Origin of the sequence: Pseudomonas sp. MN1F (genome assembly GCF_009391885.1) — a bacterium.
Lineage (GTDB): Bacteria > Pseudomonadota > Gammaproteobacteria > Pseudomonadales > Pseudomonadaceae > Aquipseudomonas.
Map to the genome: position 1 here is coordinate 48,651 of NZ_VZII01000002.1, position 26,027 is coordinate 74,677.

The following is a 26,027-nucleotide window of genomic DNA, read 5'->3' on the forward strand; positions in this document are numbered from 1 at the left end:
TGTTGCTCTAGCCTTTCGGAGCAGTGGTTTTTCCGTCTACCAGGCGCCAGATATTCAAAGGGTTGTTTTGCTTCAATGCCTCAGGGAGGAGGACATTTGGCAAATTTTGATAGCAAACAGGACGAAGGAAGCGGTCGATTGCAGTCGAACCAACCGACGTTGTGCGGCTGTCAGAGGTAGCAGGGAAAGCACCGCCGTGTACCATGGAGTCACATACCTCCACGCCAGTTGGGAAGCCGTTGACCAATACGCGGCCAGCCTTCTTCTCCATGGCTTGCACCAAACCTTGAGCAATCGCCAAGTCCTCATCTTCAAGATGAAGTGTCGCCGTCAGCTGACCCTCGATGGATTTGGCGAACGCGAGCATTTCGTTGACGTTCTGGCAACGGATGACGATAGCTGCCGGGCCAAACACCTCCTCCAAGAGCTGTGCATTGGCTGCCACGCTTTCGAAGGTCGTTTGATAGAGATGCCCCTGTGCCTGTGTGGCTCCAAGATCAGGCTGGCCTGAAGCAACGGCCTGAACGCAGGACTGACTGGTGATGCGATCAATCCCTTGCGAATAGGCAGAATGAATGCCAGGAGTCAGCATGGTTTGCGCAGCCTTGTCGCCCAGATGAGCTCCGGCCTTGTCCAGGAAGGCTTCCAGGTCAGGGCCATCGACTGCAAGCACGATGCCTGGGTTGGTGCAGAACTGGCCTGCGCCCATTACCAGAGCGTCGATGAAGCCGGTGGCGATGGACTCTGCCCGAGCAGACAGTGCACCTGGCAGGAGGAATACCGGGTTGATGCTGCTCATTTCGGCGTAGACGGGGATGGGTTCAGGCCGCGCTGCCGCTGCCCGCATCAATGCCAGGCCACCGCTACGTGATCCGGTGAAACCTACGGCTTTGATAGCCGGGTGCGATACCAACTGCTGTCCTACATCGTTGCCATCACCGACAATCAGCGAGAACGTTCCCTCAGGCAATTCAAGGCGCTTCGAAGCTTCCTGGATCACTCGCCCTACGAGCTCGGAGGTTCCCAGGTGAGCGCGGTGTGCTTTCACGACAACAGGGCAACCTGCGGCCAGTGCGGAAGCGGTATCGCCACCTGCGACGGAAAATGCGAGCGGGAAGTTACTTGCACCGAAGACGGCGACAGGCCCCAGCGCAATTTTGCACATGCGCAGGTCGGGGCGTGGAAGCGGCTGACGATCTGGCAGAGCCGAGTCAAGTGTCGCATCCTGCCAACGGCCTTGGCGAAGAACAGATGCGAAAAGTCGCAGCTGACCCACGGTGCGCCCACGTTCGCCTTCAAGTCGAGCCATGGGCAGTCCGGTTTCGAGGTGGGCACGCTCAGTCAGGGTCGAGCCCAGCCCAACGATACCTTCCGCAATTTCCTCGAGGAAACGAGCACGCAGTTCAGGTGCGGCGGAGCGGAACGAGTCAAACGCCTGCTCAGCCAGCTCGCAGACCTCGCTCACCAAAGCCCCGCTTGCGCAGTTGAACACTGGGCTAGGAATTGGTTGTTGGTCGTGAGGATTGATCGCATAGAGCTCACGGCCTTCGCCGCGCACCGCTCGATGACCGATTAGCTGTTCACCTTTGAGTTGCATATTTCTACTCCGAAAACTCGTTACTTGTCAGTGGGAATGGGCAGCTTCAGAAGAAGCACGTAAGCCATTGCTGCTACCGATGCCACGGCAGCACTGATCAAAAATGCGGAAGCGAATGAGCCGGATTGTTGGATGCTGAAGCCAGTGACAATGGGTGCCACCGATCCCGCCAGGTAACCGCCGAAGTTCTGGATAGAGCCGAAGGAAGCAACCCGTCGACTATCCACGACTGTGTTAGCGATCATCCAAGCAGTTGAGCTGGCCATGTTGACGCTGAACAATGCACCGCACAGCAACACCACGCTGAGGATGAAGCCACTGCCGAACGACAGAGGGATGGTGAATGCAGCAGCTGAGAACAGTGCGCAGACAACTACGAGCTTCCGGCTACCCAGTACGGTGGCCCCATTCTTCACCAGTCGGTCACAGAAACGGCCAGCGACGATGGTGCCCAAGGCGCCAAATACATAGGCCAAGGAAACGATCCAGGCAGTTTGATACAGGCTGAGACCGTGCTCACGCTCGAAATAACCTGGCAACCAGGTGAGGTGCAGCCATAGCATGTAGATCACGCCCATGAACCCCAGGACTGCACCCCAAGTGCTTTTGTGCTGGAACAGCTCAGCCCACGCGCTCAACTGAGCTTTCACGCTGGGCCTTGCTGTAATTGCTGCCTGCCTCTGTGCTTGCGTAGCCAGTAGACGTTCGCGTTCCTCTGCAGGAAGCTCAGCCAAAAAACGCTCTTTGCTCTTGTAGAAGGCGAACCAGCAGGCAGCGATCAAGATTCCAAAAACGCCGGTGGCAATGAACATGCCACGCCATCCCCAATTGACCATCAGCAGGGTCAAGAGTGGTGGCGCGATGCAAGGCCCTATGCATGTCGACGACAACACGATCCCAGTGGGCGTCCCACGCTTCTCAGCTTCGAACCACTCTGAAAGTGCCTTAGCAGCTGAAGGAAACATTGGTGCTTCACCGATACCCAGCACGATCCGCAAACCGATGAACGCAGAGAATGTGTTGATCAAGCCAGAAGCAGTTTGAGCAACAGACCAGCCAAGAAGCGCTGCGCCCAGTGAAATCTTGCTGCCCAGGCGATCAATGATCACACCCAGTGGAAGCTGAGCCAGGGCATATGCCAACGAGAACGCTGACAGGAGGATGCCCATCTGGGAAGGCGTAATCCCCATATCCCGCTGGATAGAGGTGTTTGCAATCGACAGAGCGCTCCGATCCACATAGTTGATGATGCCGATCACCAGCAGCAGGCTGACGGTGATGACCTGGTACTTCTTGAAGGGGTTTGAGCTCGCCACCGTTTCAGGCTTACGGTTGAGCTCCGCTTCCGCATATTTGGTGTTCATAGGCGTTCACTTTCTTGTTATTGGATGAGGGCAGGATTTCGAGGCTTACATGGAGGCCTCGAGAATCCACTGGTAATCCTCTGCAGAAGCTTCACGCGGGTTTGTGCGATGGCTGTGATCTGCGAGAGCGCCTTTGATGATTTTGGGGAACATGTCTTCAGTGACTTCCAGCTCCCGCAGGCCGGTTGGCAGGCCGAGTGCTCGGGTCATGTCCCGGATCGCATCTTCGATTTGGCTTTCGTCAGCCAACCCCATCGCTTGAGCAATACGCGCTGTCTTGTGCTCGTTGACCATGCTCGCTGCCTTGCGGTTGAACTGGATCACAGCCGGCAGGAAGATTGCGTTGAGAGTGCCGTGGTGCAGGCGAGGATTGATGCCGCCCAGCGAGTGGCTCAGGCTATGAACGCAACCCAGACCTTTCTGGAACGCGAGAGCGCCTTGCAGGGAAGCACTCATCATGTTGGTGCGACCTTCCAGATTTTTCGGATCTTGGGTAGCGGTTTCGATGAAGCGCCAGGCACGCCACAGGCCGTCCAATGCAATACCGTCCGCAGGTGGGTTGAACGACGGAGCCATGAAGGTTTCGAGGCAGTGGGCAATCGCATCCATCCCGGTAGCAGCAGTCAAAACTGCAGGCAGGCCAAGAGTCAGTTCCGGGTCACAGATTGCAGATTTTGGAACAACGTGGGGGGAGATCACGCCAACCTTACGGCCATCGTCCAAGATGAGAATGGCGCCACGACCAACTTCGCTGCCGGTGCCGGCAGTGGTCGGCACTGCGATCACAGGGGCCGTTGCTGGAGTGATGCGAGCCAGGCCACCTTCGATGACAGCGAAGCTTTTCAGCGGGCCTTCGTGCTTGGCGCATACGGCTACACCTTTGGCAAGGTCAATAGCGGAACCGCCGCCGATGGCGATGATGCCGTCGCAACCGCATTCCTTGAACATGGCCACTGCTTCACGAACAGCATTTTCGTTTGGGTTGGGTGGCGTGCCGTCATAGATCGGCAGCTGAACAGTGGAGTCGGTGAATTTGCTCAGAGCTACATCGACGATACCTGCCGCACGGACACCACGGTCAGTGACGATCAAAGGGCGGGTAATACCAATGCGCTGACACTCTGCAGGCAGGAGCGAAATAGCTCCGACTTCAAACTGGATCTGGGTGATGTAATTGATCAGGGACATGGGGTCTCCTCGAGCCTACTGGCTTTGTTATTTTGGGCCGATCTCAGGCCAATCCGCCGCACCGAGTGCGACATCGTGCCGCGCCAGTATAGAAATCTGAATTCAGCCGTGGTATTGAGAACAATCCATACAGGTATAACTAGGATTCATACCAAATGACCCCGTCCCTCAACTCGATCATGTCCAGGCTCCACGCTAGACACCTGCGATTGCTCATCGAGCTGGACGAGCACCGCTCTCTTCTCGGAGCCGCAAATAGCGTGGGGCTGACACAACCTGGGGCAAGCAAGGCCCTTCAGGAGATCGAGACGACTTTTGGTACGACGCTTTTTAATCGCAACAACCGTGGGCTTGAACCAACGGCTGCCGGCTATTGCGCCATCAGGTACGCCAGGGTGGTGCAGACTGATATCTCGAACCTGCGGCACGATTTGGATGCGATCCTGAGAGGGGTCGGGGGACGCCTTGCGGTGGGGGCGATCATGGGGGCAGTGCCGCTGTTGATGAAGGCGGTCTCCCAGCTGACTGCTATACAGCCGGAAATGTCATTCGAGATCATTGAGGACACCAGCCAATCGCTCTTAACCCAGATCGAGAGCGGGCGTCTGGACATGGCCCTGTGCCGGACGAGTGTGAGCAGTTCGCCGCATCTTTTCTCGAGTGCGTTTGTTCAGGACGAGACTCTGGCGGTCATCGCCAACATCGACCACCCCCTCCAGGCCGCTGGAGCACTTCGCTTGGAGGAGTTGGCTGAAAGTCGGTGGATCGTCTACCGGGCCAACATGCCTATGCGGGTGCAGCTTGAGCGAGAGTTCCATGATGCGGGCATCCGCTTCCCTCTGCACCTGGTGGAGACCACGTCGATTCTGGCAACGCTGTCACTGCTGCAGAACCAGCCCGAATTCGTTGCGCTTGTGTCAATCGATGTGGCCAAGCAGTGCGTCCAGCACAACCGCGTATGCATCTTGCCCTTGGCCATCAAGTCCGTAAGCGACCCCTACGAGTTGGTAACACGCAGAGGTAGCCAGGCCACGCCTGCTATGGAGCAATTGAGGGGGTTGCTGATACCAATCGGGCTCGACGATGCAGGCAGCCCTGAATCGCTTTAATCAGGAGGTGGTCGGGCACTGCGACCGAACCACAATCCCCACTGACCTACGTCAAAACTCGTCGCAGCCTGAAGAGTTACGGCGAACTATAATGAAAATACTTTGTCACGTTATTGGATCCGAAACTGCTTTCGGAGTCTAGCTCGCTCGAATGAGATTCAAAATAATGATCCCATCGGCGATTAGGACGACTTCAGCTGGAGGCTGTTCTCCATGGACGCGATCAAAAGCTGCTATCACCCCATCGATGCGGCAATTCTTTGGTGCGATCTGGCCGATCACACCGCAGAGATCTTACAGGTCGAAATAGCCCACTCAGGTGAGCTACTCAAGCATTTTCCGCAGTGGCCCTGTCTCCACTTCTATGTGGAGCGCATCTACGACGCCATTGCCTCGGGTGAGCTACCGGCAACGTTCCTCGGCGGGCCCATTACGCTCAACGACCACGCCGAGCGAGTGTATTGGTCCATACGCCGTCCGGATCTGCGGGCCTGGTTTGCGCTAAACCATCCGGAGGAAAAACCCGAATTCGTGTTCCCCAAAAATATCGACCACCTCGAATGCGTGAGTTTGAACGCCTTTTTGGCTGTGCAAGCTGAACGGGACTTCTACGCGCGTGAGTTTGAGAAAATGCATCAGGCCTACGATTCTGTTGTCGAAGAGATGACGGTCTACAAGCGCCATGAAAACGAGCTAACGGCGCAGCTTGATGCAGCGGAGCCAGCCCCTGAAGCCTCCGCCAGCGTCCACTACACGATCATCGGCGCCCTACTGGCAATCACCGTAGGCAAGTCGAAATCCGGCCAAGTGCAGTCGATCTATAAAAATCAGACTGCGGTAGTCCAGGCTATTTTGTCTCAATTTCCCGGCCTACATGGTTTGAGCAAACACACCCTTGATCGGAAATTTGCGTTGGCTCGCCGCCATTTGGCCCAAGCGGAGCAGGCCTAACTCCGAATAGCCAGGCAATGGCGGCAATTGCCTGGCAATGATTTTTCACCCCCACGGACCTTCACTGACTGTCACATCCCACTGCGCGCCACATGGCGCTAAGGAGTGACACCATGCAACCGGCCAGCCCTGCCCCAGCTTCCGCCGATCGCCACATCATGCGCCGCGATGAGGTGGAACAAAAAACCGGCTTCAAACGCTCGCACATCTACAACTTGATGAAGGCCGGACTATTCCCGCAATGCCGGCGCATCGGCACGCGCGCGGTCGGTTGGGACTCGCTGGAGATTGAGCAGTGGGTTCAGGATCGCCTGTCTGTTCGGGAGTAGTGCCATGAAAGTCCTTTCGCTGATCTCGACCAAGGGCGGGGCCGGCAAGACCACGGTTGCCGCCAACCTCGGCGGCCTGCTTGCCGACGCGGGCTTGAAGGTGCTGCTGCTCGACCTAGACAGTCAACCGACGTTGTCCAGCTACTACGCTCTGTGCAAGTCACGTGAAGCGGGCAGTTACGAACTGATCTCGCAGCGGCTCACGGTTGCCGAGCAGATCATTTCCGTCACCACCATCCCGCGGCTTGAACTGATCGTTTCCAACGACCGCGCGGGCCACCTGGGCACCGTACTGCTGCACGCGCCCGATGGCCGACTGCGCCTGCGCAACCTGCTACCCGCATTTGCCGATCAGTACGATGTGCTGATCGTCGACACCCAGGGCGCGCGCAGCGTGGTGGTGGAAATGGCCATCCTCGCCTCCGATTGTGCGCTATGCCCGTTGCCACCGGAAATGCTCGCGGCACGCGAACTGCGCCGCGGCACGCTCGGCCTGTTCGAAGAGCTGGAACCCTACCGCTACCTCGGCGTGTACTTGCCCCCGGTGAAACTGCTGCTCAATCAGGTGAACGCCAACCGGCGCGATACCTGCCTGATCATGCAGAGCCTGCGCAACACCTTTGCCGCCGACCCGCATGTCAGCGTTTGTAAAACGGTGATTCCCGATCGCGTCGCGTACCTCAATGCCGCGTCATTGGGATTGCCGGTGCATCGGATCGAGTCGAAAGCCGCCCCTCGATCGCGCAGTCGCTGCGCGGCCGATGTCATGCGGGCACTGGCCAATGAACTGTTCCCGGAGTGGGAGCAGCGACTGGCCCAGCCCAGGGGCCGTGCGCGCTCTTATCCCGACAGCATTGCCTCAGAGGAATGCGTCACCGGCCGACCCGCCTAGTGCCCTGCCCTTCCCCCCGCTGCCCCACCCACGCAGACAACTGGGAAGGCCAGGGCGGGGCCGCCTGCACTGACAGATCAGGGGCAAACCCATGAAACCACCAACCTCCGAAGACATTACACGCCAGCTCCAGCACGGGCACTTCCCACAGCGGGCAACACAGGTATCGCCCACCGATCCCGACTGCGACACGCCGATGGTGGTGACCCTCGAGCAACTGCGGCCCTACGAGCACAATCCACGCTTCATCCGTAATCCGCTGTACGAGGAACTGAAGGCCTCCATCCGCGACCGCGGCCTGGACCAGCCCCCCTCTATCACGCGCCGGCCCGGCGAGCCGCAGTTCATCATCCGAAATGGCGGCAATACACGGCTGAGTATCCTCGGCGAACTGTGGCAAGAAACCCGTGACGACCGTTTTTTCCGCATCCATTGCCTGTTTCGCCCCTGGCAGTCGGAGCTCCATACGCTGCTGGGCCATCTGGCCGAAAGTGACCTGCACGGCCAACTGACTTTCATCGAGCGGGCCCTGGCCGTGGCCAAGTTCCGCGACATGCTTCTGGTAGACGGTGGTAGCCTGAGTCAACGTGAACTGGCGGCGCAACTATCGGCCGGCGGCTACCCAATCTCGCAATCGCACATCAGCCGGATGCTGGACACCCTGGAGCACCTGCTGCCGGCGATCCCGCAAACCTTGTACGCCGGCTTGGGCAGACCTTCGATCGAGCGGACCCTTAACCTGCGTCGACGTGCCGAATCGGTGTGGAATCGGTACGTTGCGACACGGTTGGATTTCACCGCGTTGTGGTTGGAGGTGCTGTCTACGTTCGACTGCACAGCCGCCGAGCTGGACACCGCCGAGCTGCAGGACGAACTGCTCGCGCAGATGGCGAAAATCTTGGACCAGTCACCACGTCTGCTGGCGTTGGAGCTGATCCAGGATAGCGGCCAGCCATCGCGTCAGTCACTGACGCCCGGCATGTCCCTGTCTCCCCCGCTGAGCCTGGGCCAAGACACCGATAGCACTTCCGGTAGTGAGCCTGAGGCTCTCACGGGACTCCACTCACCGCAACCGGTCTACCCTCTGCAACGTGCTGACAGACAATCCGAACAAGCAGACCTGACGCAGCCTCCCGCCGCCGCCCGTGAACAGGAGCGTAGCCCAACTGCGCCACCGCCCGCTCAGTCTGCCGATTCCGAGCGTCTCTGCTTGCCCGATTCACTGGATGCCCTCTGGCCGATTCCGCCGGTTCTGCAAGATCTGGTGCAACTGCGCCAAGCCTGCGCGCAGCTGGCCAGCGAACTGGCCGGCTACGCCAATGCGCCACACATGGTCTGCGCCACGGAGGAAGGCCTGGGTTTCTCATTGGCGCCCGATACAGCAGCGCCTTCTACACCGCACCGCACCGGTATTCAACTGCTGTTGGGTGCGCTGCTGCGCGTGCAGGATGACGTTGCTTGGGAGCAACGGCAGCAGCTCCCGGCAGCGCTGTTTGGTCAACTGCTGCTGGGTGTCTACGACCTGCCACTGATCGAGCGCCCAGCGCTCGCGATCGGGATTGAGCGGCTCCCCGATCCTCAATTGGCGCAACTGTTTTCACTTATCCGGCTCTCTCGACGCTTGATCGAACTCACGCTGTCGTCCACCCGCTGACACTCGGAGGTGCCGCATGAGCACGTCGTTCAATCTGCTGAACCACGCCATGTTGAACCAGGTCCTGCATGAGCTGCGCCATGGTCGGCTGCAACGCTGCAAGGCCTTGGGCCTCGGCGACGAGGACATCGAGGTGCTGCAGTCGCTGCCGCCCACGACCTTGTCCCACCTGGCGCACTCCACGATCGCCTGGGTCGAAATCAAGGTCGACACCACGGTGCTGCGGCGCCTGATCGCCCAGGCCGAACGCGACGAGCTGAACGAGCGGCTGATCAACCGTGCCCTCAAGCTCGGGGCAAGTTCAAACATCATGTACCGCTGCTTCGGCCTCGACCATTCCGAGACGGCGTTGCGCCGACGCATCCTGAAGATCGAGACCCATCGCGGCCGCCCCGTCCAGCTCAGCGAGACTCAGGAGCATGCGGTGTGGAACCGCTGGCGCCAGTTGCGGGCTGAAGATCCGGACAGTGAACCGCTGGATGCAATGATGATGCTGGCCGAGGAACAGCAGATCAGCCTGACCCTGATCTGGCAGCAGATCGAGCTTTACGGAGGTATCCCATGCTGAATTTCTACACCGTGGACTGGGCCGATGTGGTGCGCCAGAGCATGGTCACGCTCAAGCGCTGTCTGGAGCAGGCCGAACAAGCCAAGGCCGCCCGTGCGCTGGCTGAGGGGCCGGGCTTTGTGTACCACGGCAGCCACGAACCGTTACCGGCGGGATTGCTACAGGATCGCCGGCTCACGCCCGTGGAGCGCAATCTCTGGTTGGTGCTGCGCTGGTTGATCACCGAGCGGCAAATGCGTACCCCACGTTATCAGGACCTGCAGCCGTACCTGGCGACCAGTCCGTGTGGCGCACAAGCTTCGCGCGAGACCATCGCCCGCGCGCTGAACGTGTTGCGTGCCACCCGCTGGCTCAGCCTGAGCGAGCGTTATCGGGATGCTCAGGGTTGCCTGCGCGGCTGTGTCTACGTGCTGCACGACGCACCGCTGTCACCCGCACAAGCCGTCGACCAAGATGCCGGTTACCTGACCCTGATCAGCCAAAACCTGTCCCATGCCACCAAAGGGGTACGCGATCTCGCTCAGCATCTCCTCCAGGAGCTGCAGGCGGATCCGGAGGTAGCTGACGAAGCCTTGGCCATGATGACTTCGCCCACCGCAACAGGCGCTCAACAGGTCTTGCCGCTGCAGGCCGACAGCCATGCCGAGCATTCCGAACGAGGCGAGGCGCACAGCGTTCGGTTTGCCACACCGTCCTCGACCGATTCCGAATCCAGCATGAACGTCCCGGCTTCGGCTGCCGTTCGGAATCCCGCGCACGACCGTACCGTACAAAAACAAAGCAAAAAAAGTACAGTACCGCCCGCCTCGGCCAGTGGCAGCGCCGCTTGGCCAGAGGGATTGCAGTTAAGCCCGACTGAACAGCGCCGGGCAGTCCAGGCGCTGCGCCAGCTCGCGCCCGAACAGCGACAAGCGGTGATCAATGAAGCAGCCGTTCGCTGTAGCCGCGGCGACATCCGCAAGCCGATTGCGTATCTGTTGGGGTTGATCAAGCGGGCGTGCCAGGGCGACTTCACCCTGTGGGCCGCCCGTAGCGATGCGCCGCCGGCACCGCGCAAGCGGATTCGCCCGCCAGAGCCAGCTGATGAGCGATCGCGGGAATCCGGAAGCCGCGTGGCCTCACCGCTGGCCAAGGCGTACCTGGAGCAGCTCAAGCTTCGCTGCGGTGTCGTGAGCGGGGCAACGTAACAGCGCGCTGAGTGTTCCAGATCTCCAACGTCCAGCGGACTTCAATGGATTTGATCACAGTGGCATCACTTGAAGAGTGCGATCAGCAGGATCAGGTGACAGGTCGTAGCAGTGGCCGAGGCAGAACGTATCGTTTGGCAGCGTTGGAACTCAGTGGATTTGATCGCAGTGGCATCACTCCAGTGACGTCTTCTAGCCAAACTCAATCGCTCGAGGAGTGTGATCTGCGTGATGGCTGTGAGGTCGCAGCTTTGACCAATCCCGGGATGAAGCAGTTAGCTGCATTGGCACTCAGTGGATTTGATTACAGTGGCATCAATGCCAGGACCATTGAAAGTAGGGGCAATGTGAGCCCATCGCGTTCACATTGATCACTGCCAGGTTGCCCGAGAGCGCAGATCGTCGGCGTCATTCCGACGGCGAGGATCTGGCGATGGTCGACCACTACCAGCTCAACCTGGGCTCACTGCGCAGCAGCATCACACTCACCCTGCACACGCATCACGCAGCAAGACTGTGGCAAGGCCGTGCCGCACGCGAAGGCGTGTTCGGCATCATGGGCATGGCGGGCTACATCAGCGTCACCAACCTGCTCAAGCAGGCGAGCAGTCAGGACGACCCCTTCGCCGACTGGTTCATGCTGCAACTCGAAGACAAGGTGCTGCAGGCCAAGGCCGAGCTGCTGGCGTTGACCGAACAAGTCAAACTGGTCGAGCGCGACCTGCCCACCCAGGTCAGCATCGGCGACAACCTGAACATCCACCCTGTCACCCTGCCCCTGTTCATCGGCAGCCAGTTGGGGTTTCTCGCCGTCTACCTGCTGACCGACTACGACACCCTGGTACGCCGCGTCCTGCTCGCCCACCACACCGCGCTGATCGGCCGGGTCGACATGGAGTACTGGATCGATGGTGGCGCCCATCTACTGCGCAGTCTGTTCAGCATGGCGCAGCAGTACCGACTGGCCGGGATCAGCCGCGACGACATGGCCGCCAACAACGCCCGCGCCCGCGAAGCCATCGACAAGTTCGGCACCCCGCCCCAGGACATTCTCGAAGGCACGCGGCGCTCGCAATTCGCCCCGCCCATCGTCCGCCCAACAAAAGCACCTTTGACCGTCGAGGCCGATCCACTTGAGACCGACGTGGAGTCCTCGCCCGGCGCCCCCGCCGAAGGCGGTGATGCATGACCCTGGCCGAAGCGATCGCCCATTGCTTGTCATCAGAGGCCTATCGCGAGCTTGAACAAAGTGCCTCTCTAAAAGGCCTTTTAAAGCCTTTTAAGGGTAAGGGGGAGCTGTTCCAGTTCGCCGAGACAATCAAGCAGCTGCGCGGCGAACTCGAGACGCTAATGGCCGCGATGCTGGCGATCATGGCGCAGCCACCCTTCTCGCTGCTCGAGTTGCGACTGAGCGTCCAGCACAGCTCCCAGGGCGCCTGCTTCCTCCGCTGGCGCAGCCCGGACTTCAAGCGCATGGGCGTGGAGGTCTGGGAGCAGGTGATGGAGCATCCGTTACTGCAGCCGGAGTTGCGCCAGGCGCTGTACCAGCTGGAGGCCAACCGGATCGTCCTCAACCTGCAGATGAGCAGCCTGAACTCACTCTATCGCCAGGTCCTCATGGGCGCCCTCAAGCTCGCGTATGCCGATGACGTCCTTTTCGATACCACCACCGAGGAGAAACACCCATGAGCACGTTCTTTGTTGGCGAAGGCAATATAGGCAGTCCCCCTGAGTTTCAGGAGTTCAACAACAACCCGGACGAGCCAAAGCGGCTGCTGCGGTTGAATGTGTATTTCGACAACCCAGTACCGCGCGAGGGCGGCTATGAAGATCGCGGCGGCTATTGGGCACCGGTCGAGCTCTGGCACCGCGATGCCGAGCACTGGAGCACCTTGTACCAGAAAGGCATGCGCGTCTTGGTCATGGGCCGAACGGTCAAGGATGAGTGGGAAGACAGCGAGGACAATGCCCGGGTGACATTCAAGGTCGAGGCACGGCACATCGGCATCCTGCCCCATCGCCTGGCCGGCGTATCCATGCGCGAGAAGGCCAGTGACAATGGGGGCAGCAGCCGCAAGCCGGCCGGCAAGAAAAACACCCGCAAGTCGACCTGAGCGGGTGGACGTCAGTGGAACCGTGCCCGTCAGCGCGATACCGCTCAGTCGCGGGGCCCCACGCCGCGGGCAACGCCACGCAGGTCGTCCCCCTCGATCAACCCTTTGACTTCCGCCAGGTACTGGTCCAGGGCAAGGAACGCCCGCCAGTGCGCGGGCGCTTCCTTGACCCACGCGATCAACCTGGCCCTCGCCGCTTGGTTGTCAGGTTCCTGATGGGTAGCCATGAACAACTCGCAGGCCTTGATCGCTAACGCATCCGCTTCATGCTGCTCACGTTCGTCCAATCCGCAATCTCCGTGTGACGGTCAGGTCACCGTAGTCTCATTGGGTGATACGCCCCACTAGGTTGACAGTCAACCTGTCAGGTCGTTCATATCCTTGGGTGGCTGGTCAACCATACGGGTTGAATTGGAGAGCCACCCCGTTGCCAGTCAAAGAGCCTAGCCCACAACACATCGGCCGCCAGTTGGCCAAGTACCGCCGTGCCCAGGGCTTTACCCAGGCGCAAGTTGGTGAACGCCTGGAGATCGGCACCGAAGCGGTGTCGCGCATGGAGCGTGGCAAGGTCGAACTGACCGTGCCCAAGCTGCTACAGTTGGCGGATATGTATGGCTGTCCGGCCGATGAGCTGCTGCTGGCCATCAGTCCTCGGCCACAGGACCAGGGGCAAAAGATTGCCGCTCTGATCAAGGACCTTGGCGAGACGGACAAGCAGTTTGCCCTGGACCTTCTGCAGACCGTGACCGCACACCTCGCGCAACGGTAGGTCGCTCGCCGCTGGCGGCTACACCGATATGATCTCGACCAGTTCAGCTTTTCCCTAGCACTCCCCTGTCACGCGACCACCCTGTCGGTACCTGACCGAGAGGGCCACGCCATGCGCCTCTACATTTGCGAAAAACCGTCCCAAGCCCGCGATATCGCTCGGGTCCTGCAGGCCCATCGTCGCGGCGATGGCTGCCTGCAGGGCGCGGGAGTGACCGTGACCTGGTGCGTGGGGCACTTGCTGGAGACTGCGCCGCCAGAAACCTATGGCGACCAGTTCAAGCGCTGGTCACTGGAGCATCTACCGATCATCCCGCAGCACTGGCAACTGGTGGCAAAGCCCAAGGTGACGGCGCAGTTGAAGGCGATCGGCCGGCTGCTGCAGACCTGCACCGAGGTGGTGATTGCCACCGACGCCGACCGCGAGGGCGAGATGATTGCCCGGGAGATCCTCGAACGCTGCCAGTATCAGGGGCCGATCCTACGCCTGTGGCTGTCCGCCCTCGACGACGCCTCGATCCGCCGGGCCCTGGCAGCATTGCGCCCGGGTGAGCAAACCCTGCCGCTGTACCACTGCGCCCTCGCCCGGTCACGGGCTGATTGGCTGGTTGGCATCAACCTCAGTCGACTGTTCACCCTGCTTGGTCGCCGTGCCGGCTTCAACGGCACGCTGCCCGTGGGCCGTGTGCAGACGCCGACCCTGCGCCTGGTGGTCGAGCGTGATCGCGCCATCGCCAGCTTTGTCGCCCGACCGTTCTGGACCGTGGACGTCGAGTTGCACGCGGACGGGGCGGATTTTCAAGCTCGCTGGCAACCCTCCCATACTCACTGTGATGAGGCTGGGCGATGCGTTGACCAGGCGGCGGCCGAGGGCGCTGCTCGACGCCTAGCCGCAGTGCAGTCAGTGCAGATCGAGCGTGTCGACGTTGAACGCGTGACGGAGGGACCGCCCTTGCCGTTCGACCTGGGCACGCTGCAGGAGGTCTGTTCGGCCAAACTCGGCCTGGGCGCGCAGGAAACCCTCAGTGTGGCGCAGGCACTGTACGAAACCCATAAGGCCACCACCTACCCCCGCAGCGACTGCGGCTACCTGCCAGAGAGCATGCTGGACGAAGTGCCGCGTGTGCTGCAGGCCTTGGCCGCGACCGATCCTACGCTTGGCCAGCGCTTCAAGGAGCTTGATCCGACACGACGCTCCCGCGCCTGGAATGGCAGCAAGGTCACTGCCCACCACGGCATCATCCCCACCGCCGTGTTGATCCCGCTGGATCAGTTGTCCGAGCGCGAGCGTGCCATGTACACCCTGATCCGCGCCCGCTACCTGGCGCAGTTTCTGCCCCACCACGAATACCTGAAAACCCAGGTGCAGCTGCGCAGCCAAGCCGATCAGTTGATGGCCCGCGGCAAGCAGATCCAGGTGCGTGGCTGGAAGGCCGTGATCGACGAAGCCGAAGCCGACGCCAGCGAACCGACCGAGCAAACGCAGCGGCTCCCCACCTTGCAGGAAGGTGCGCCGGTTGCTGTGCGCGATGCCACGGTCAATGCACAGCGCACCCAGCCGCCCAAACCCTACACCGAAGGCACACTGGTCAAGGCGATGAAAACCATCGCCAACCAGGTGGCCGACACGCGCCTGAAGCAAACCTTGAAAGACAGCATTGGCATCGGTACCGAGGCCACCCGCGCCGCGATCATCCAAGGCCTGATCGATCACGGCTACTTGACTAAGAAAAAGCGCAGCCTGGCGGCCTCTGCGGCCGCCCACACGTTGATCGAGGCCGTTCCGCGTGAGGTGGCTGATCCGGTGATGACTGCGGTATGGGAACAGGCACTGGCACGGATCGAGACCGGGCAGTTGAGCATCGAGGCGTTTCTCGCCAAGCAGGCGGCCTGGCTCACCCAGGTGGTGCGCAGCCAGGCCTCGCTGAACCTGCAGCTCCCTCGTTCGAAAGGTCCCGCCTGCCCCGTGTGCCGCAGCCCCATGCGCCAGCGCAAAGGCCGCACCGGTAACTTTTGGTCCTGTGTACGCTACCCGGACTGCAAGGGCACCAAGCCAGTGAAGGCCAGCGCGGCACCCGCCAAGCCGAAGCGAACCTGACTGCTTGACGCTGAGGCCAGTCGCTGGTGTAGTGAACAGGCCCCTCGCCATTTGGCGACCCCAGGCCGATTCGCTCCGGGCAGCTCGGCCAGACTCATTGAGTTCGGAGCCTCTTTCACCGCGTTGCATCACTGTTCCGGATGTCCAAGATTCCCGAGACGGATGACCCGTGCGACCTGCTGCAGGCTGTAGGGGTCATCCGCCTCGGCGACGATGCTCAGTGCCGGTGCCCGCCGGCGAAAAAACGGGCGCCGTTTGTGCGCGGATGCGTGCCAGTTATCCCGACCCAGGCCACGACAAGGGTCGGTTGATCAGGGTGACGCGACAGCTGAAGTGAAGCGACGACTTCGCTGTCAATGGACCGGATCAAGGGTGGCCTTTCTGTTCCTAGCCCGACGACCGTTGGGCTATTTTTTCGCACGTTTGAATCTACTGTGCACCACCCACGTCCACACCTCCGAGCCCAATCAAAACCGCTGTTGACGGGCGCTACGCGCCGTTCTATAGATGAACTGCACCACGCTGTCGTTGACAGCATCAGGTAGCCGGAACCTACAAGGCTACGCTCTCCCCAGAGTGGTTCCTCCCAAAGTGCGACTAGCGTTCGGCGGCTCGCACGGTTATCGCTCCCCGCGATGATGAGCGCTCTTACACCACTGCTGTTGCACCTGACCTTCCCTTGCGGACTCACCCCCGCCAGGGCCGGTGAATATCCGCGTTTCTCGCAAACAGGAGATTCACCATGACCACAGCAAACACTGCTGCCCCCACCACTTACTTCAACCTGCACACCCAAGGCATCGGTTACCTGAATCGCGTCCGCGAAGTCCCGGTTCGTCGTGGCCAAGCGTTCATGGCCTGTGACATCGCGGCCTTGCACGGCGCCTCGGACGACGTCGAGTACACCCGCTTCGACTGCAAGGTCGCTGGCGGTGAAGCCGAACGGCTGATCCGCGAACACCTCGAGGATGTCCGTGCCGAACGCAAGGTGCTGATCGCGTTTCGCATTGGCGACCTCTGGGTCGATGCCTTCACCTACGAGAAAGGTGAGCGCAAAGGCCAACCCGGCGCCAGCCTCAAAGGCCGGCTGATCTTCATCGAATGGATCAAGGTCAACGGTCAACTCACCTACAAAGCGCCAGCTCGGCAGGATGCTTCCTCGGCTGAACTGCCGCCCCAAGCGGCAGAAGAGCATGCACCGAATCCTTCACACAGTGCCGATCAGGCTCAGGACCAGGCCACGCAGCCTGCCTGAGACGGATGTTCCACCCCAGAGGCGCTCATCTGAGCGCCTTTTTTCCACCCCTGGAGGCTGCCATGGAGAGTTATTGGCTCTGTGAAGATTGCCTACACGCCGTCGCCTACGACGACTTCAGCACCTTGTCGCTGTACTACAGCGAGGCCGAAGTCGACCAGCGAATCACGCAGATGCGCAAGGAGCTGCAGGTGTTATTGCCACTTAGCGCTGATTTCGATCCGGAAACCGGTGTCGGCATCGCCCCCTTCTCCACTCACTCCTGCGAAGCCTGTCACTCCCCGTCGCACGGCACCCGGCATCGTTTCACCCGCCTGTGACCGCCTGACCCTAACCACAGGGGGCTCCTCCCGGAGCGCCCCTGCACACGAGGTTTTGCTCATGAACACGCCATTGACCCTGGTCGAGCCCCTCGACCCCGTCCTGACCCAGCGTGCCCACGAAGACGCGTTGATCAGCGAAGCCCTGCAGTTGCTGGACCAACGCTACTTTCAGCGCGGCGAAGTGCTGATCACACCTGCCGACGCCGCCTCCTACCTGAAGCTGCGCCTGGCGCCCTATCACCACGAGGTGTTTGCCCTGCTCTACCTCGATTCACGCCACCGCGTGCTGGACTTCGAAGTGTTGTTTTTCGGCAGCATCGATGGTGCCTCGGTCTACCCCCGTGAAGTGGTGGTCAAGGCACTGGCACACAACGCCGCCGCGGTCATCCTCAGCCACAACCACCCTTCCGGCTGCCCTGAACCCAGCGGCGCCGACCGCGTGCTGACGGCGCGTCTGATCGAAATCTTGGCGCTGGTCGAGGTCCGCGTTCTGGACCACATCATCGTCGGTGAAGGTCAGCCGCTGTCCCTAGCCGAATATGGCTGGATCTAACCCTCTCCCTCGCCACCGCCTGCATGGGGTGGCGTTCTCTTTTAATTGGAGCGCCACCATGCTCACCTCAACCCCTAACCCCTTTGCCCGCGGCTTCCACTCATTCGCCTGCGAACGGGTGGTCCAGATCCACTACGACGACCAGTGCCCGCCCTGCTACCGCCCCCTGCACACCGCCCAGTTGGACCTAGACGACGATCACATCAACTGCCAGGCTTGCGTGTTCGATGACGACTGCGCCGTCATCACCGAAGGCCAGGATGTCTCGGGTTTCCTTCGCATGCAGTTGCCCGCGGACGGCGTGGTCAGCACCGTGCTGTACCAGGTCACCGCCGAGCGGCTGAGTGGCTCGGTACACGTTGGTGACCTGCCCAGCTTGGAAGCGGCGGAGCACCTGATGCAGCAGCTGTCCTTTGCCACCGGCCAATACAGCCGTAGTTGGGAGATCAGCTCATCCCACCTACCGGCCGACGAGTTCGCCTACCTTGAGCAGCTTGCCCGCAGCGAACGACCGGCCGGCTTCTTTGAATGCTTCCGGTTGGTCAGCAACCGCTCCGTCGGCTGCAAGCTGTACTCGACACCCTGGCACCGCAGCGGCCAAACAGAAGGCCTCGGTTGCTCAGCGGCGGACGTCTGCACGCGCCTGCTGGACGAACAGGTCCCGCCGGTGTTGATGACCCTGTTGCTGCTGGCCGGCCAGGCCGACACGCGTTTCCTGGTGTTCGATCCCGATGCAGCCCTGCTGGCCGGACTGCCGGTATTTGCTGACAGTTGACCCAAGGCGCCCCGCAGGGCGCCTTTTTTATGCCTTGAGCCCGATAAACAGGGCGGGCAACTTCGGTTTTTCAGTGGGTGCACCTCGCGCGCGTTGCCAAGGTGTCGGCAACTTCTGTCGAGACCTGCTCATGTACACGCCCGCACTTCCTTACCTTGTCCTGATGCTCGCGCTGGCGGGCTGCAACATGTCGCCAGCCATCACCCCACCGGAGGCACCAGCCAAAGCCGTACCAGCTCCGATCACGCCGCCCAAGCCGTTGTCAGAATCACCGGCGTGGGTCCGCCAAGACCGCTACACCCTGGTCAGCACGCGACCGACGCTCGAGCAACGCCAGCCATTGTTCCAGCTCATCACTGTGCAGATTTCACCGGCGCTGCACGCGACGGTCGGTGATGCCCTGCGCCACGTGTTGCAACGCTCGGGCTACTCGCTCTGCGCGAACCGCGCCGAGGTCACGAGATTGTTCAGCTGCCCCCTGCCGGCCGTGCAGCATCAACTCGGGCCGATCGCGCTGCTGGACGCTTTGACCATCCTCGGCGGCCCGGCCTGGCGGCTGGTTATCGACCCGGTCGAACGCAGCGTGTGCTACACGCTTCGCACACCGGTGCCCGTCCCACCACACCCGCCGCTGGAGATCGCGCCATGAAGGTCCATCACTTTCAGGCCCTGGTGCTCGGGGCCCTGTGCCTGGGCGCCGCCGTGCTGGCCGCCGTGACCTATAACCACCAGCAGCAGCTGACCGCGTTACTGGTAGCCCTTGAGAATGCGCCAGCCGATCCAGTCCCGGCGCTGCGGCGCGACCTTGATGCACTCGGCGTCACCCTCGCGGCACTTCCACCGCAAGTGAAAGCGCAGGGCGAGCACCAGCGCCAGCAGGATGCGGCCTTCGCGACACTGAGCAAACAGCTGGATGAGGTGAGCGCGTCGCTCAAGGCCATTGGAGCGGTTTCACCGAGTCCGACCAAGGCCGACCTGGCCGCGATGGATCAGCGATTGGGCAATGCCGAAATCGCCATCCGCGCCCTCGAGGTTCGACCGGCTACGCCATCCGCACAGACCCAGCCTGCAGCCCCGGCCAAACCGGCCGCCAAAGCCCAAGCCCCGACGCCGCCATTCACCTTGCTAGGTATCGAGACCCGTGGTGATGTCCGGTTTGTCTCGGCCCTGCCGGCCGGCGCGCACGCCCTGTCGACCGTCCACCTGCTGCAGCCCGGCGACAGCCTGAACGGCTGGCAGCTCAAGGTCCTTCGCCGGAACCAGGCCGTGTTCCAGGTGCCTGGCCTCGGCGAACGTTCGCTGCCCCTGCCGTGACGAGGTGCATATGGTCCGGTTCACTCCCCTCTCGCTACTCCTACTCCCCATCTGCCTGGTAACAGGCCCGGGGTGGAGCGCACCCGCCACGGTCGAAACGGAGCAGCAGTCCAGCGAGCAGGCCCCGTTGCAGCAAGCGCGATCCGCAGCACAGGCCAAGGCCTGGGGGCTGACCGATGACGAATGGGCCAAATTCGAGCGCCTGCAGAGCGGTCCACGCCAGTACTGGTCCCCGCAGCTCGACCCGCTGACCACCCTGGGCGTGGAAGCCGATTCTGACCAGGAGCGTCAGCGCTATGCCGAGTTGCAGGTGCGACTCGAAGCCAAGCGCGCCGAGCGCGAACTGGCCTATCAAAAAGTCTACACCGCGGCTTGGGCACGACTGTTCCCGGGGCTGCTGCCGGTGCAAGGGATGAGTGATGCCGCCCCCTCGTCGAGCAACGCGCGCTATACGGTGTTTGTGGAAGACCCGTGCTCGACCTGCGGGGCCAGCCTCCGCCAATGGCTGAGCATGGGCGCCCACTTGGACGTCTACCTGGTGGGCAGCCAGGGCGACGATGCGCGCATTCGGCAATGGGCGCGCATGGTGGGCATTACCCCGATCCAGGTCAGTAGCGGCCAGATCACCCTCAATCACGACCGCGGCCGCTGGTTCGCCCTTGGCGCCAGCCGCCCCCTGCCCGCGCGCTTTCAACAGGTGGAAGGGAAATGGCAACGCGTCGACTGACCCTCGCCCTGACCCTGATGGCAGTCACTGCCGTCCGAGCAGGCGGCTTGCCTCCGCCGGCGTACCAGTTGGCCGCCGCCCAGGCCGGCATCCCGGCCTCGGTGCTGTTCGCCATTGCCCAGCAGGAGAGCGGCACGTCGTTGCGTGGGCAGCTCATCCCCTGGCCGTGGACCTTGAATGTGGCCGGCACGCCGCAGCGTTTCGCCACCCGTGACCAGGCCTGCAGCGCACTCGCCGGGGCGCTCACCCAGCATGATCCCAAGCGCATCGATGTCGGCCTCGGGCAAACCAACCTGGGTTACCACCCCGAGCGTTACCCCACCGCCTGCGATGCTCTAGATCCGCGTAGCAACCTCGCCGTCACCGCCGACCTGTTGCGCGCGCACTACGCCGACGCCGGTGATTGGGTCATTGCCGCCGGCCGCTATCACCGGCCTGCGGGAGGGGCCCCGGCGGCGCGCTACCGCATGCAGTTCAGCCAGCACTGGCAACGCCTTGAAGCCGCCGCATCCAGTCGTGGAGGACCACGCTCATGATTGACGTTCGCCGGGGCGCACTGATCTGCGGGTTGCTGGGTTGGTTGACTGCCGGGGCATGGCTTGTGCCGACCACCACAGTCATGGCCACCGAATCGGCCACGCCGGTTGAACGACCCGACCCACGCACACCGAACTGGGTGCTGCCGGTGCATAGCACGCGCCTCAGGCCGGGTGAGGTGCCGCGCAGAGCGCTGGATCTTCCAGGCATGGTCCCGCTATTCCTTGTTGGCGCGGACGCCGACTCGTTGGCGTGGCTGGCGCAGCATGCGCCGGCTCTGAAGCAGTTGGGCGCCAACGGCCTGGCCGTTGAGGTCGCCGATGCCGCAGCGCTGCTGCGCATCCAGGCAGTAGCGCCTGGGTTGACTATCTGGCCGGTCAGTGGCGACGACATCGCCGAGCGGCTGGAGCTGGAGCACTACCCGGTACTGATTACACCAACCGGCCTGGAGCAGTGAGGAACCGTCATGGGTGATCATGCGATGGAATCCCTGCTGCGCCCGGCAGTGGAGTTGTACACCGTGGGCATATGTGCCGGTGCCGGCGCGCTATGCCTGCATTCGCCCTGGGCAGTGGCGTTGTCACCGGAGATTGGCGCCGGCATGGCCCTGGCCTATACCGCCTTCGGCCTCAAGCGCCTGAATGAGGCCCGCATTGTTTTGCGTTATCGGCGCAACATCCGCCGCCTGACCCGCTACTCGCTGACCAGCCGACAAATCCCGGTCAGCAGCAAGCGCCTGTTCATGGGCCGTGGCTTTCGCTGGAGCCGCCTGCACACCCAGCGCTTGCTAGAGGCGCAAGACCCCGCGCTCGCCCGCTACGTCAACCAGTCGGTTGCCTACCAATGGGCACGGCGCCTGGAGCACGTTCTGGAAAAAGCGCCGCCAGGGCTCTCCCTCCTGCCTCGCGTGACCGCCTGGGATAGTCCCCTCAATCCGGTACGACCGCTGCCGCCCGTGGGCGGCTCACCGCTGCTGCATGGCGTTGAGCCCAACGAGCAGGAAGCCTCCTTGCCACTGGGCGAACGCGTGGGTCATACCCTGGTGCTGGGCACCACCCGGGTCGGCAAGACGCGCCTGGCCGAGGTCTACATCACCCAGGACATTCACCGACCAAGCCAAGAAGTGGTGATTGTCTTCGACCCCAAAGGCGATGCCGACCTGCTCAAGCGCATGTACGTGGAAGCACGACGTGCCGGCCGTGAGCACGAGTTCTATGTCTTCCACCTGGGCTGGCCGGAGATTTCCGCACGCTACAACGCCATCGGCCGCTTCGGTCGCATTTCGGAAGTGGCCACCCGTATCGCTGGCCAACTGAGCGGCGAAGGCAACTCGGCGGCGTTTCGTGAGTTTGCCTGGCGTTTCGTCAACATCATCGCCCGAGCCCTGATCGAGCTCGGCCGGCGCCCCGACTACCTGCAGATCCAGCGCCATGTGGTGAACATCGACGCGCTGTTCATCGAATACGCCCAGCACTTCTTCGCCTGTCATGATCCGCAGGCATGGGAGACCATTGTGGATCTCGAAGCGCGGCTCAACGAGAAGAACGTGCCGCGGCACATGATCGGCCGCGAAAAACGCGTGGTCGCCATCGAGCAGTACCTGACCGCCAAGCGCCTCTTCGACCCGGTCATGGATGGCCTGCGCTCGGCGGTGCGCTACGACCGCACCTACTTCGACAAGATCGTCGCCTCGCTGCTGCCGCTGCTGGAAAAGCTCACCAGTGGCAAGACGGCACAGTTGCTGGCCCCAAACTACGCTGACCTCGACGATCCGCGACCGATCTTTGACTGGCTGCAGGTGATCCGCAAACGCGGCATCGTCTACGTCGGCCTGGATGCGCTGTCCGATGCCGAAGTCGCCTCAGCGGTCGGCAACTCGATGTTTGCCGACCTGGTCTCTGTCGCAGGGCACATCTACAAGCACGGTATCGATCACGGTCTCCCGAACTCCTACAGCGCGACCGACAAGGTGCCCATCAACCTGCACGCCGACGAGTTCAACGAGCTGATGGGCGATGAGTTCATTCCGTTGATCAACAAGGGTGGAGGTGCCGGTATCCAGGTCACCGCCTACACGCAGACCTTGAGTGATATCGAGGCACGCATCGGCAGCCGGGCCAAGGCCGGCCAGGTCATCGGCAACTTCAACACCCTGCAGATGCTGCGCGTACGGGAAACCGCGACCGCCGAACTGCTGACCAATCAGCTGCCCAAGGTCAACGTGCAGACACGCAGCCTGGTCTCCGGCGCGACCGACACGGCGGACCCCGATGCCCGAACCGACTTCACCTCCTCCTCTCAGGACCGCGTGACCACCGCCGCCGTGCCGCTGATCGAACCCGCGCACATCATCGCGTTGCCGAAGGGGCAGATGTTTTCGTTCCAGGAAGGCGGGCAGCTATGGAAGGTACGGATGCCGCTGCCCAAACCAGCCAGGGACGATGCGATGCCGGCTGACCTTCAGGCCCTCGCTGCGCGTATGCGCGAGTCCTACAACGCCAACGCGGGAAGTTGGTGGAGCAGTACCGGAGGTGCGCCGACGGTCGACTTCGACCCCGAGATGCCACCACCTGGGCGTAAACACGCCCCGTGATCCCCTGACAGCCCGCGAACACCCGGGAGCATTATGCCTACTGCCCCAACCAATCCTCCTCAGACACAACGACGACCAGGGCTGATCTTCGGCACGCTTGAGCTGTGCCTGCGATTGCTCGGCCTCCTGTTTGCTTCCCTGCTGCTCTCCATCCTGTTGGAGTTTGTGGGCATGCTGTGGTTCTGGCCTGACCAAGGCTGGCATCACAGCCATGCCATGTGGCTGACTGAACTTGGCTGGCTCAGCAGCCACTTTAAGAGTTCGCTGCTGGTGCAGGAGCCGGCACAAGCCACCGCGAAAATCCTTGAACACCTCAACGACTGGGTCGTGTTGCGCTCAGGATGGGCGCAATCGGACGCACACCTGAAACTGCTCAGTCGCGAGGCGTCGCTGCAAGGACAGCTTGCTCAAGCGTACGTCGCTGGCCAGGACTACCTCCTGGCTACCCTGTTCACGGTCTTCACGTTCGTGGTGCGCTTAACCGTTCTCACTCTGGCCACGCCCCTCTTCTTGCTTGCGGTGCTCACCGGCATGGTCGACGGGTTGATGCGGCGCGACCTGCGTAAGTTCGGGGCGGACCGGGAGAGCAGCTTTGTTTATCACCGAGCCAAGCGGACGTTGCTGCCGTTGATCTTGAGCCCTTGGGTGATCTACCTCTCACTCCCTTGGTCTGTGAATCCCATTTTGGTATTACTGCCATGCGCCGCACTGCTTGGGTGGATGGTGGCGATCACGGCTACAACGTTCAAAAAATACCTTTGAATGACTGCATTCGACCCATTGCTGCCCTTCGTGGAGTACAGCTAGCAGCCAGAATCGGTCAATCGCAGAGTCTACGGAGGTGTGAGCGGCTCAGTCTTCACCAGTGAGAGCGTGCAAAGCCGTTTCCATTGTGACCGCCCCATCATCGGCCAGCGAGGTCAGCATCGCCAGCATTGTCTCGCAGCGCTGAAGGAAGAAGTCGCTAGCAACATCGTCCCAATCGTCGTCTTTGGCTAAGTGGTAAACGCCCATTAGGCTGAGCCTTGAGCTAACTTCTATCACCGGGCCGTAAGCGTCACGCTCATGAATAGTCAGATGCCAGTCCGGGGAGCCGAGGTGATCACCTAGCGACCTAACGAATTTCTCAAGTAAAGCCCTCTGTTCAGGCTCTAGGCCGCATCCATATTTCCAAATGCCCAGTCCTACTATGAGATCCGGAAGGCCCGGGTTAGCTGGTAGTAGTTCGTACGCCTGTCTAGCGATGACACCGCACAAGAAGACCAAGCTACTGTCGGTAGTTGAACGTGCAGCGGGTGTCAGAGTGCCCCCAAAAAAAGCAGGCGGTGAAAGCGGCCCCGTAGGTTTCCGAAACTGAAGCTTCGCGGGAGCAACGTCTCCACCGGACCTCAATGATTCACTGAGTGCTTTCGAGGCTATGGCACCTAGTTTCCTCATTCCTTCCTGTAAGCGATCAAATGCTGGAAGTACGACAATATCCGCAAGATCGATACGGGTACCACTCATGTTCTGGTCCTTGATGAAAGTGAGCAGGCTACTAGCCATGAACGCTAGGGCGCTGCCGCTGCTGCGTTTGTGAGTTTGAGACAGATAACGGGCTATGTCCCTCCAGAAGCAAATAGATCCCTTCCAGTGTTCTGGCGGAAGCGTGGCGTGGGTCAGTAACGTAATGCCCTTGATCTTCTCGCGGCGCTTATCCAAGTAACGTTGGTAAAGGGTCAACTGATCTGTATAGGCGACACCGTCATCGTCTAGGTGCGCAGTGAAGGGTGCCCAAGTTTTGTTCTCGATAATGATGAAGATGCCTGGGCCCCGACCTACCAGGTCGGGGCGCTTGTTAGTCGCGCTATCGTGGCCATGGCCGATGACGTGTTGAGTTTCCCACTTCACCGCGCGTAGGTCTTTAGCGGGAGCCCGTGCAACCGAATCGAGAAGGAACACGTCACGGATGATTACTGGTAGCTCCCCGGCCAGCGTGGCCTGCCGCAACCACTCGGCTAGTGCTTCTGTAAGGTAATCTTCAAGTGGGCTGCGTTGCTCCCGTTGGCGGTAATGATACAGTTGGGAAAGAAAACTCATAGGCGATTCATCCATGTTTTTGCCGACGCCCCTCGCGGCCCTTCGCGGGGGA

At 61.3% G+C, this 26,027-nt stretch carries 28 protein-coding genes; 23 read left to right on the forward strand and 5 right to left on the reverse strand.

Annotated elements, in window-relative coordinates; translation table 11 throughout:
- Positions 1-7 precede the first annotated feature (7 nt).
- The 3 genes from F6X59_RS00425 to F6X59_RS00435 are packed head-to-tail and all read right to left on the reverse strand — an operon-like array spanning position 8 to position 4,149.
- A complete protein-coding gene (locus F6X59_RS00425; RefSeq protein WP_152953887.1) occupies positions 8-1,597 on the reverse strand; it encodes an aldehyde dehydrogenase (NADP(+)) in 1,590 nt (529 codons plus the stop codon).
- 20 nt (positions 1,598-1,617) lie between these two features.
- Positions 1,618-2,961 carry an MFS transporter gene (locus tag F6X59_RS00430; RefSeq protein WP_152953888.1) on the reverse strand — a complete coding sequence of 448 codons (1,344 nt, stop codon included), beginning with the start codon at positions 2,959-2,961 and terminating at the stop codon, positions 1,618-1,620.
- 45 nt (positions 2,962-3,006) lie between these two features.
- Positions 3,007-4,149, reverse strand: coding sequence for an iron-containing alcohol dehydrogenase (locus F6X59_RS00435; RefSeq protein WP_152953889.1), 1,143 nt, complete (start codon positions 4,147-4,149; stop codon positions 3,007-3,009).
- A 155-nt stretch (positions 4,150-4,304) separates the two neighbouring features.
- Between F6X59_RS00435 and F6X59_RS00440 the strand changes: the two genes are divergently transcribed.
- From F6X59_RS00440 to F6X59_RS00485, 10 genes are all read left to right on the forward strand, one after another.
- Entirely contained in the window at positions 4,305-5,258 is a 954-nt protein-coding gene (locus F6X59_RS00440) for a LysR family transcriptional regulator (protein ID WP_070095587.1), read from the forward strand.
- Positions 5,259-5,471: 213 nt separating this feature from the next.
- The gene (locus tag F6X59_RS00445; protein WP_152953890.1) at positions 5,472-6,209 is read left to right on the forward strand and encodes a hypothetical protein; all 738 of its coding nucleotides are present in this window, start codon (positions 5,472-5,474) and stop codon (positions 6,207-6,209) included.
- Positions 6,210-6,322: 113 nt separating this feature from the next.
- A complete protein-coding gene (locus tag F6X59_RS00450; protein WP_010799440.1) occupies positions 6,323-6,538 on the forward strand; it encodes an AlpA family transcriptional regulator in 216 nt (71 codons plus the stop codon).
- Positions 6,539-6,542: 4 nt separating this feature from the next.
- Positions 6,543-7,430 (forward strand): ParA family protein, encoded by an 888-nt coding sequence (locus F6X59_RS00455; protein ID WP_070087315.1) that lies wholly within the window; start codon positions 6,543-6,545, stop codon positions 7,428-7,430.
- A 91-nt stretch (positions 7,431-7,521) separates the two neighbouring features.
- Positions 7,522-9,084: a ParB family protein gene (locus tag F6X59_RS00460; protein ID WP_152953891.1), complete on the forward strand. Its 1,563-nt coding sequence runs from the start codon at positions 7,522-7,524 to the stop codon at positions 9,082-9,084.
- A gap of 16 nt (positions 9,085-9,100) precedes the next feature.
- On the forward strand, positions 9,101-9,652 hold the full coding sequence (locus tag F6X59_RS00465; protein WP_013972314.1) for a DUF2857 domain-containing protein: 552 nt from the start codon (positions 9,101-9,103) through the stop codon (positions 9,650-9,652).
- Entirely contained in the window at positions 9,646-10,839 is a 1,194-nt protein-coding gene (locus tag F6X59_RS00470; RefSeq protein ID WP_152953892.1) for an STY4528 family pathogenicity island replication protein, read from the forward strand. The genes F6X59_RS00465 and F6X59_RS00470 overlap by 7 nt, the downstream gene beginning before the upstream one ends.
- 433 nt (positions 10,840-11,272) lie before the next feature.
- Positions 11,273-12,028, forward strand: a complete 756-nt coding sequence (locus tag F6X59_RS00475) for a PFL_4669 family integrating conjugative element protein (protein WP_152953893.1) — start codon at positions 11,273-11,275, stop codon at positions 12,026-12,028.
- Positions 12,025-12,528, forward strand: a complete 504-nt coding sequence (locus tag F6X59_RS00480; RefSeq protein ID WP_152953894.1) for a DUF3158 family protein — start codon at positions 12,025-12,027, stop codon at positions 12,526-12,528. The genes F6X59_RS00475 and F6X59_RS00480 overlap by 4 nt, the downstream gene beginning before the upstream one ends.
- The gene (locus F6X59_RS00485; RefSeq protein ID WP_152953895.1) at positions 12,525-12,953 is read left to right on the forward strand and encodes a single-stranded DNA-binding protein; all 429 of its coding nucleotides are present in this window, start codon (positions 12,525-12,527) and stop codon (positions 12,951-12,953) included. Before F6X59_RS00480 ends, F6X59_RS00485 begins: the two co-directional genes overlap by 4 nt.
- A gap of 44 nt (positions 12,954-12,997) precedes the next feature.
- On the opposite strand, the gene F6X59_RS00490 is transcribed toward F6X59_RS00485, so the two are convergent.
- Positions 12,998-13,180, reverse strand: a complete 183-nt coding sequence (locus tag F6X59_RS00490) for a hypothetical protein (RefSeq protein WP_136917451.1) — start codon at positions 13,178-13,180, stop codon at positions 12,998-13,000.
- A 200-nt stretch (positions 13,181-13,380) separates the two neighbouring features.
- On the opposite strand from F6X59_RS00490, the gene F6X59_RS00495 reads away from it, so the two are divergent.
- From F6X59_RS00495 to F6X59_RS00555, 13 genes are all read left to right on the forward strand, one after another.
- Positions 13,381-13,722 carry a helix-turn-helix domain-containing protein gene (locus F6X59_RS00495; RefSeq protein WP_152953896.1) on the forward strand — a complete coding sequence of 114 codons (342 nt, stop codon included), beginning with the start codon at positions 13,381-13,383 and terminating at the stop codon, positions 13,720-13,722.
- 111 nt (positions 13,723-13,833) lie between these two features.
- Positions 13,834-15,819: a DNA topoisomerase III gene (locus tag F6X59_RS00500; protein ID WP_152953897.1), complete on the forward strand. Its 1,986-nt coding sequence runs from the start codon at positions 13,834-13,836 to the stop codon at positions 15,817-15,819.
- Positions 15,820-16,561: 742 nt separating this feature from the next.
- On the forward strand, positions 16,562-17,074 hold the full coding sequence (locus tag F6X59_RS00505) for an STY4534 family ICE replication protein (protein ID WP_152953898.1): 513 nt from the start codon (positions 16,562-16,564) through the stop codon (positions 17,072-17,074).
- Positions 17,075-17,136: 62 nt separating this feature from the next.
- On the forward strand, positions 17,137-17,394 hold the full coding sequence (locus F6X59_RS00510; RefSeq protein ID WP_152953899.1) for a hypothetical protein: 258 nt from the start codon (positions 17,137-17,139) through the stop codon (positions 17,392-17,394).
- A 61-nt stretch (positions 17,395-17,455) separates the two neighbouring features.
- Complete coding sequence (locus tag F6X59_RS00515) at positions 17,456-17,950, forward strand: JAB domain-containing protein (protein WP_152953900.1); 495 nt, start codon at positions 17,456-17,458, stop codon at positions 17,948-17,950.
- Positions 17,951-18,008: 58 nt separating this feature from the next.
- A complete protein-coding gene (locus F6X59_RS00520) occupies positions 18,009-18,725 on the forward strand; it encodes a hypothetical protein (RefSeq protein WP_152953901.1) in 717 nt (238 codons plus the stop codon).
- A gap of 130 nt (positions 18,726-18,855) precedes the next feature.
- Positions 18,856-19,374, forward strand: a complete 519-nt coding sequence (locus F6X59_RS00525) for a pilus assembly protein (RefSeq protein WP_178120020.1) — start codon at positions 18,856-18,858, stop codon at positions 19,372-19,374.
- On the forward strand, positions 19,371-20,039 hold the full coding sequence (locus F6X59_RS00530) for a hypothetical protein (protein ID WP_152953902.1): 669 nt from the start codon (positions 19,371-19,373) through the stop codon (positions 20,037-20,039). Before F6X59_RS00525 ends, F6X59_RS00530 begins: the two co-directional genes overlap by 4 nt.
- Positions 20,040-20,049: 10 nt before the next feature.
- The gene (locus F6X59_RS00535; RefSeq protein WP_152953903.1) at positions 20,050-20,766 is read left to right on the forward strand and encodes a TIGR03759 family integrating conjugative element protein; all 717 of its coding nucleotides are present in this window, start codon (positions 20,050-20,052) and stop codon (positions 20,764-20,766) included.
- A complete protein-coding gene (locus tag F6X59_RS00540; protein WP_152953904.1) occupies positions 20,748-21,302 on the forward strand; it encodes a transglycosylase in 555 nt (184 codons plus the stop codon). The genes F6X59_RS00535 and F6X59_RS00540 overlap by 19 nt, the downstream gene beginning before the upstream one ends.
- Positions 21,299-21,760 carry an integrating conjugative element protein gene (locus F6X59_RS00545; RefSeq protein ID WP_256668979.1) on the forward strand — a complete coding sequence of 154 codons (462 nt, stop codon included), beginning with the start codon at positions 21,299-21,301 and terminating at the stop codon, positions 21,758-21,760. Before F6X59_RS00540 ends, F6X59_RS00545 begins: the two co-directional genes overlap by 4 nt.
- Before the next feature lie 9 nt (positions 21,761-21,769).
- Positions 21,770-23,896, forward strand: a complete 2,127-nt coding sequence (gene traD / locus F6X59_RS00550) for a type IV conjugative transfer system coupling protein TraD (protein ID WP_152953905.1) — start codon at positions 21,770-21,772, stop codon at positions 23,894-23,896.
- Between the two features lie 33 nt (positions 23,897-23,929).
- Positions 23,930-24,658 (forward strand): TIGR03747 family integrating conjugative element membrane protein, encoded by a 729-nt coding sequence (locus F6X59_RS00555; protein WP_152953906.1) that lies wholly within the window; start codon positions 23,930-23,932, stop codon positions 24,656-24,658.
- Between the two features lie 90 nt (positions 24,659-24,748).
- On the opposite strand, the gene F6X59_RS00565 is transcribed toward F6X59_RS00555, so the two are convergent.
- Positions 24,749-25,975, reverse strand: a complete 1,227-nt coding sequence (locus F6X59_RS00565) for a PD-(D/E)XK nuclease family protein (protein ID WP_256668980.1) — start codon at positions 25,973-25,975, stop codon at positions 24,749-24,751.
- Between the last annotated feature and the right edge of the window lie 52 nt (positions 25,976-26,027).

Bases quoted from the DNA above. Each gene is read 5' to 3' on its own strand.
- F6X59_RS00445 (WP_152953890.1), top strand. From the start codon at position 5,472: ATGGACGCGATCAAAAGCTGCTATCACCCCATCGATGCGGCAATTCTT.
- F6X59_RS00455 (WP_070087315.1), top strand. From the start codon at position 6,543: ATGAAAGTCCTTTCGCTGATCTCGACCAAGGGCGGGGCCGGCAAGACC.
- F6X59_RS00545 (WP_256668979.1), top strand. From the start codon at position 21,299: ATGATTGACGTTCGCCGGGGCGCACTGATCTGCGGGTTGCTGGGTTGG.
- F6X59_RS00450 (WP_010799440.1), top strand. From the start codon at position 6,323: ATGCAACCGGCCAGCCCTGCCCCAGCTTCCGCCGATCGCCACATCATG.
- F6X59_RS00485 (WP_152953895.1), top strand. From the start codon at position 12,525: ATGAGCACGTTCTTTGTTGGCGAAGGCAATATAGGCAGTCCCCCTGAG.
- F6X59_RS00480 (WP_152953894.1), top strand. From the start codon at position 12,025: ATGACCCTGGCCGAAGCGATCGCCCATTGCTTGTCATCAGAGGCCTAT.
- F6X59_RS00535 (WP_152953903.1), top strand. From the start codon at position 20,050: ATGGTCCGGTTCACTCCCCTCTCGCTACTCCTACTCCCCATCTGCCTG.
- F6X59_RS00470 (WP_152953892.1), top strand. From the start codon at position 9,646: ATGCTGAATTTCTACACCGTGGACTGGGCCGATGTGGTGCGCCAGAGC.
- F6X59_RS00460 (WP_152953891.1), top strand. From the start codon at position 7,522: ATGAAACCACCAACCTCCGAAGACATTACACGCCAGCTCCAGCACGGG.
- F6X59_RS00440 (WP_070095587.1), top strand. From the start codon at position 4,305: ATGACCCCGTCCCTCAACTCGATCATGTCCAGGCTCCACGCTAGACAC.
- F6X59_RS00505 (WP_152953898.1), top strand. From the start codon at position 16,562: ATGACCACAGCAAACACTGCTGCCCCCACCACTTACTTCAACCTGCAC.
- F6X59_RS00490 (WP_136917451.1), bottom strand. From the start codon at position 13,180: ATGGCTACCCATCAGGAACCTGACAACCAAGCGGCGAGGGCCAGGTTG.
- F6X59_RS00515 (WP_152953900.1), top strand. From the start codon at position 17,456: ATGAACACGCCATTGACCCTGGTCGAGCCCCTCGACCCCGTCCTGACC.
- F6X59_RS00530 (WP_152953902.1), top strand. From the start codon at position 19,371: ATGAAGGTCCATCACTTTCAGGCCCTGGTGCTCGGGGCCCTGTGCCTG.
- F6X59_RS00500 (WP_152953897.1), top strand. From the start codon at position 13,834: ATGCGCCTCTACATTTGCGAAAAACCGTCCCAAGCCCGCGATATCGCT.
- F6X59_RS00435 (WP_152953889.1), bottom strand. From the start codon at position 4,149: ATGTCCCTGATCAATTACATCACCCAGATCCAGTTTGAAGTCGGAGCT.
- F6X59_RS00475 (WP_152953893.1), top strand. From the start codon at position 11,273: ATGGTCGACCACTACCAGCTCAACCTGGGCTCACTGCGCAGCAGCATC.
- F6X59_RS00565 (WP_256668980.1), bottom strand. From the start codon at position 25,975: ATGAGTTTTCTTTCCCAACTGTATCATTACCGCCAACGGGAGCAACGC.
- F6X59_RS00525 (WP_178120020.1), top strand. From the start codon at position 18,856: ATGTACACGCCCGCACTTCCTTACCTTGTCCTGATGCTCGCGCTGGCG.
- F6X59_RS00510 (WP_152953899.1), top strand. From the start codon at position 17,137: ATGGAGAGTTATTGGCTCTGTGAAGATTGCCTACACGCCGTCGCCTAC.
- F6X59_RS00465 (WP_013972314.1), top strand. From the start codon at position 9,101: ATGAGCACGTCGTTCAATCTGCTGAACCACGCCATGTTGAACCAGGTC.
- F6X59_RS00540 (WP_152953904.1), top strand. From the start codon at position 20,748: ATGGCAACGCGTCGACTGACCCTCGCCCTGACCCTGATGGCAGTCACT.
- F6X59_RS00520 (WP_152953901.1), top strand. From the start codon at position 18,009: ATGCTCACCTCAACCCCTAACCCCTTTGCCCGCGGCTTCCACTCATTC.
- F6X59_RS00430 (WP_152953888.1), bottom strand. From the start codon at position 2,961: ATGAACACCAAATATGCGGAAGCGGAGCTCAACCGTAAGCCTGAAACG.
- traD (WP_152953905.1), top strand. From the start codon at position 21,770: ATGGGTGATCATGCGATGGAATCCCTGCTGCGCCCGGCAGTGGAGTTG.
- F6X59_RS00425 (WP_152953887.1), bottom strand. From the start codon at position 1,597: ATGCAACTCAAAGGTGAACAGCTAATCGGTCATCGAGCGGTGCGCGGC.
- F6X59_RS00555 (WP_152953906.1), top strand. From the start codon at position 23,930: ATGCCTACTGCCCCAACCAATCCTCCTCAGACACAACGACGACCAGGG.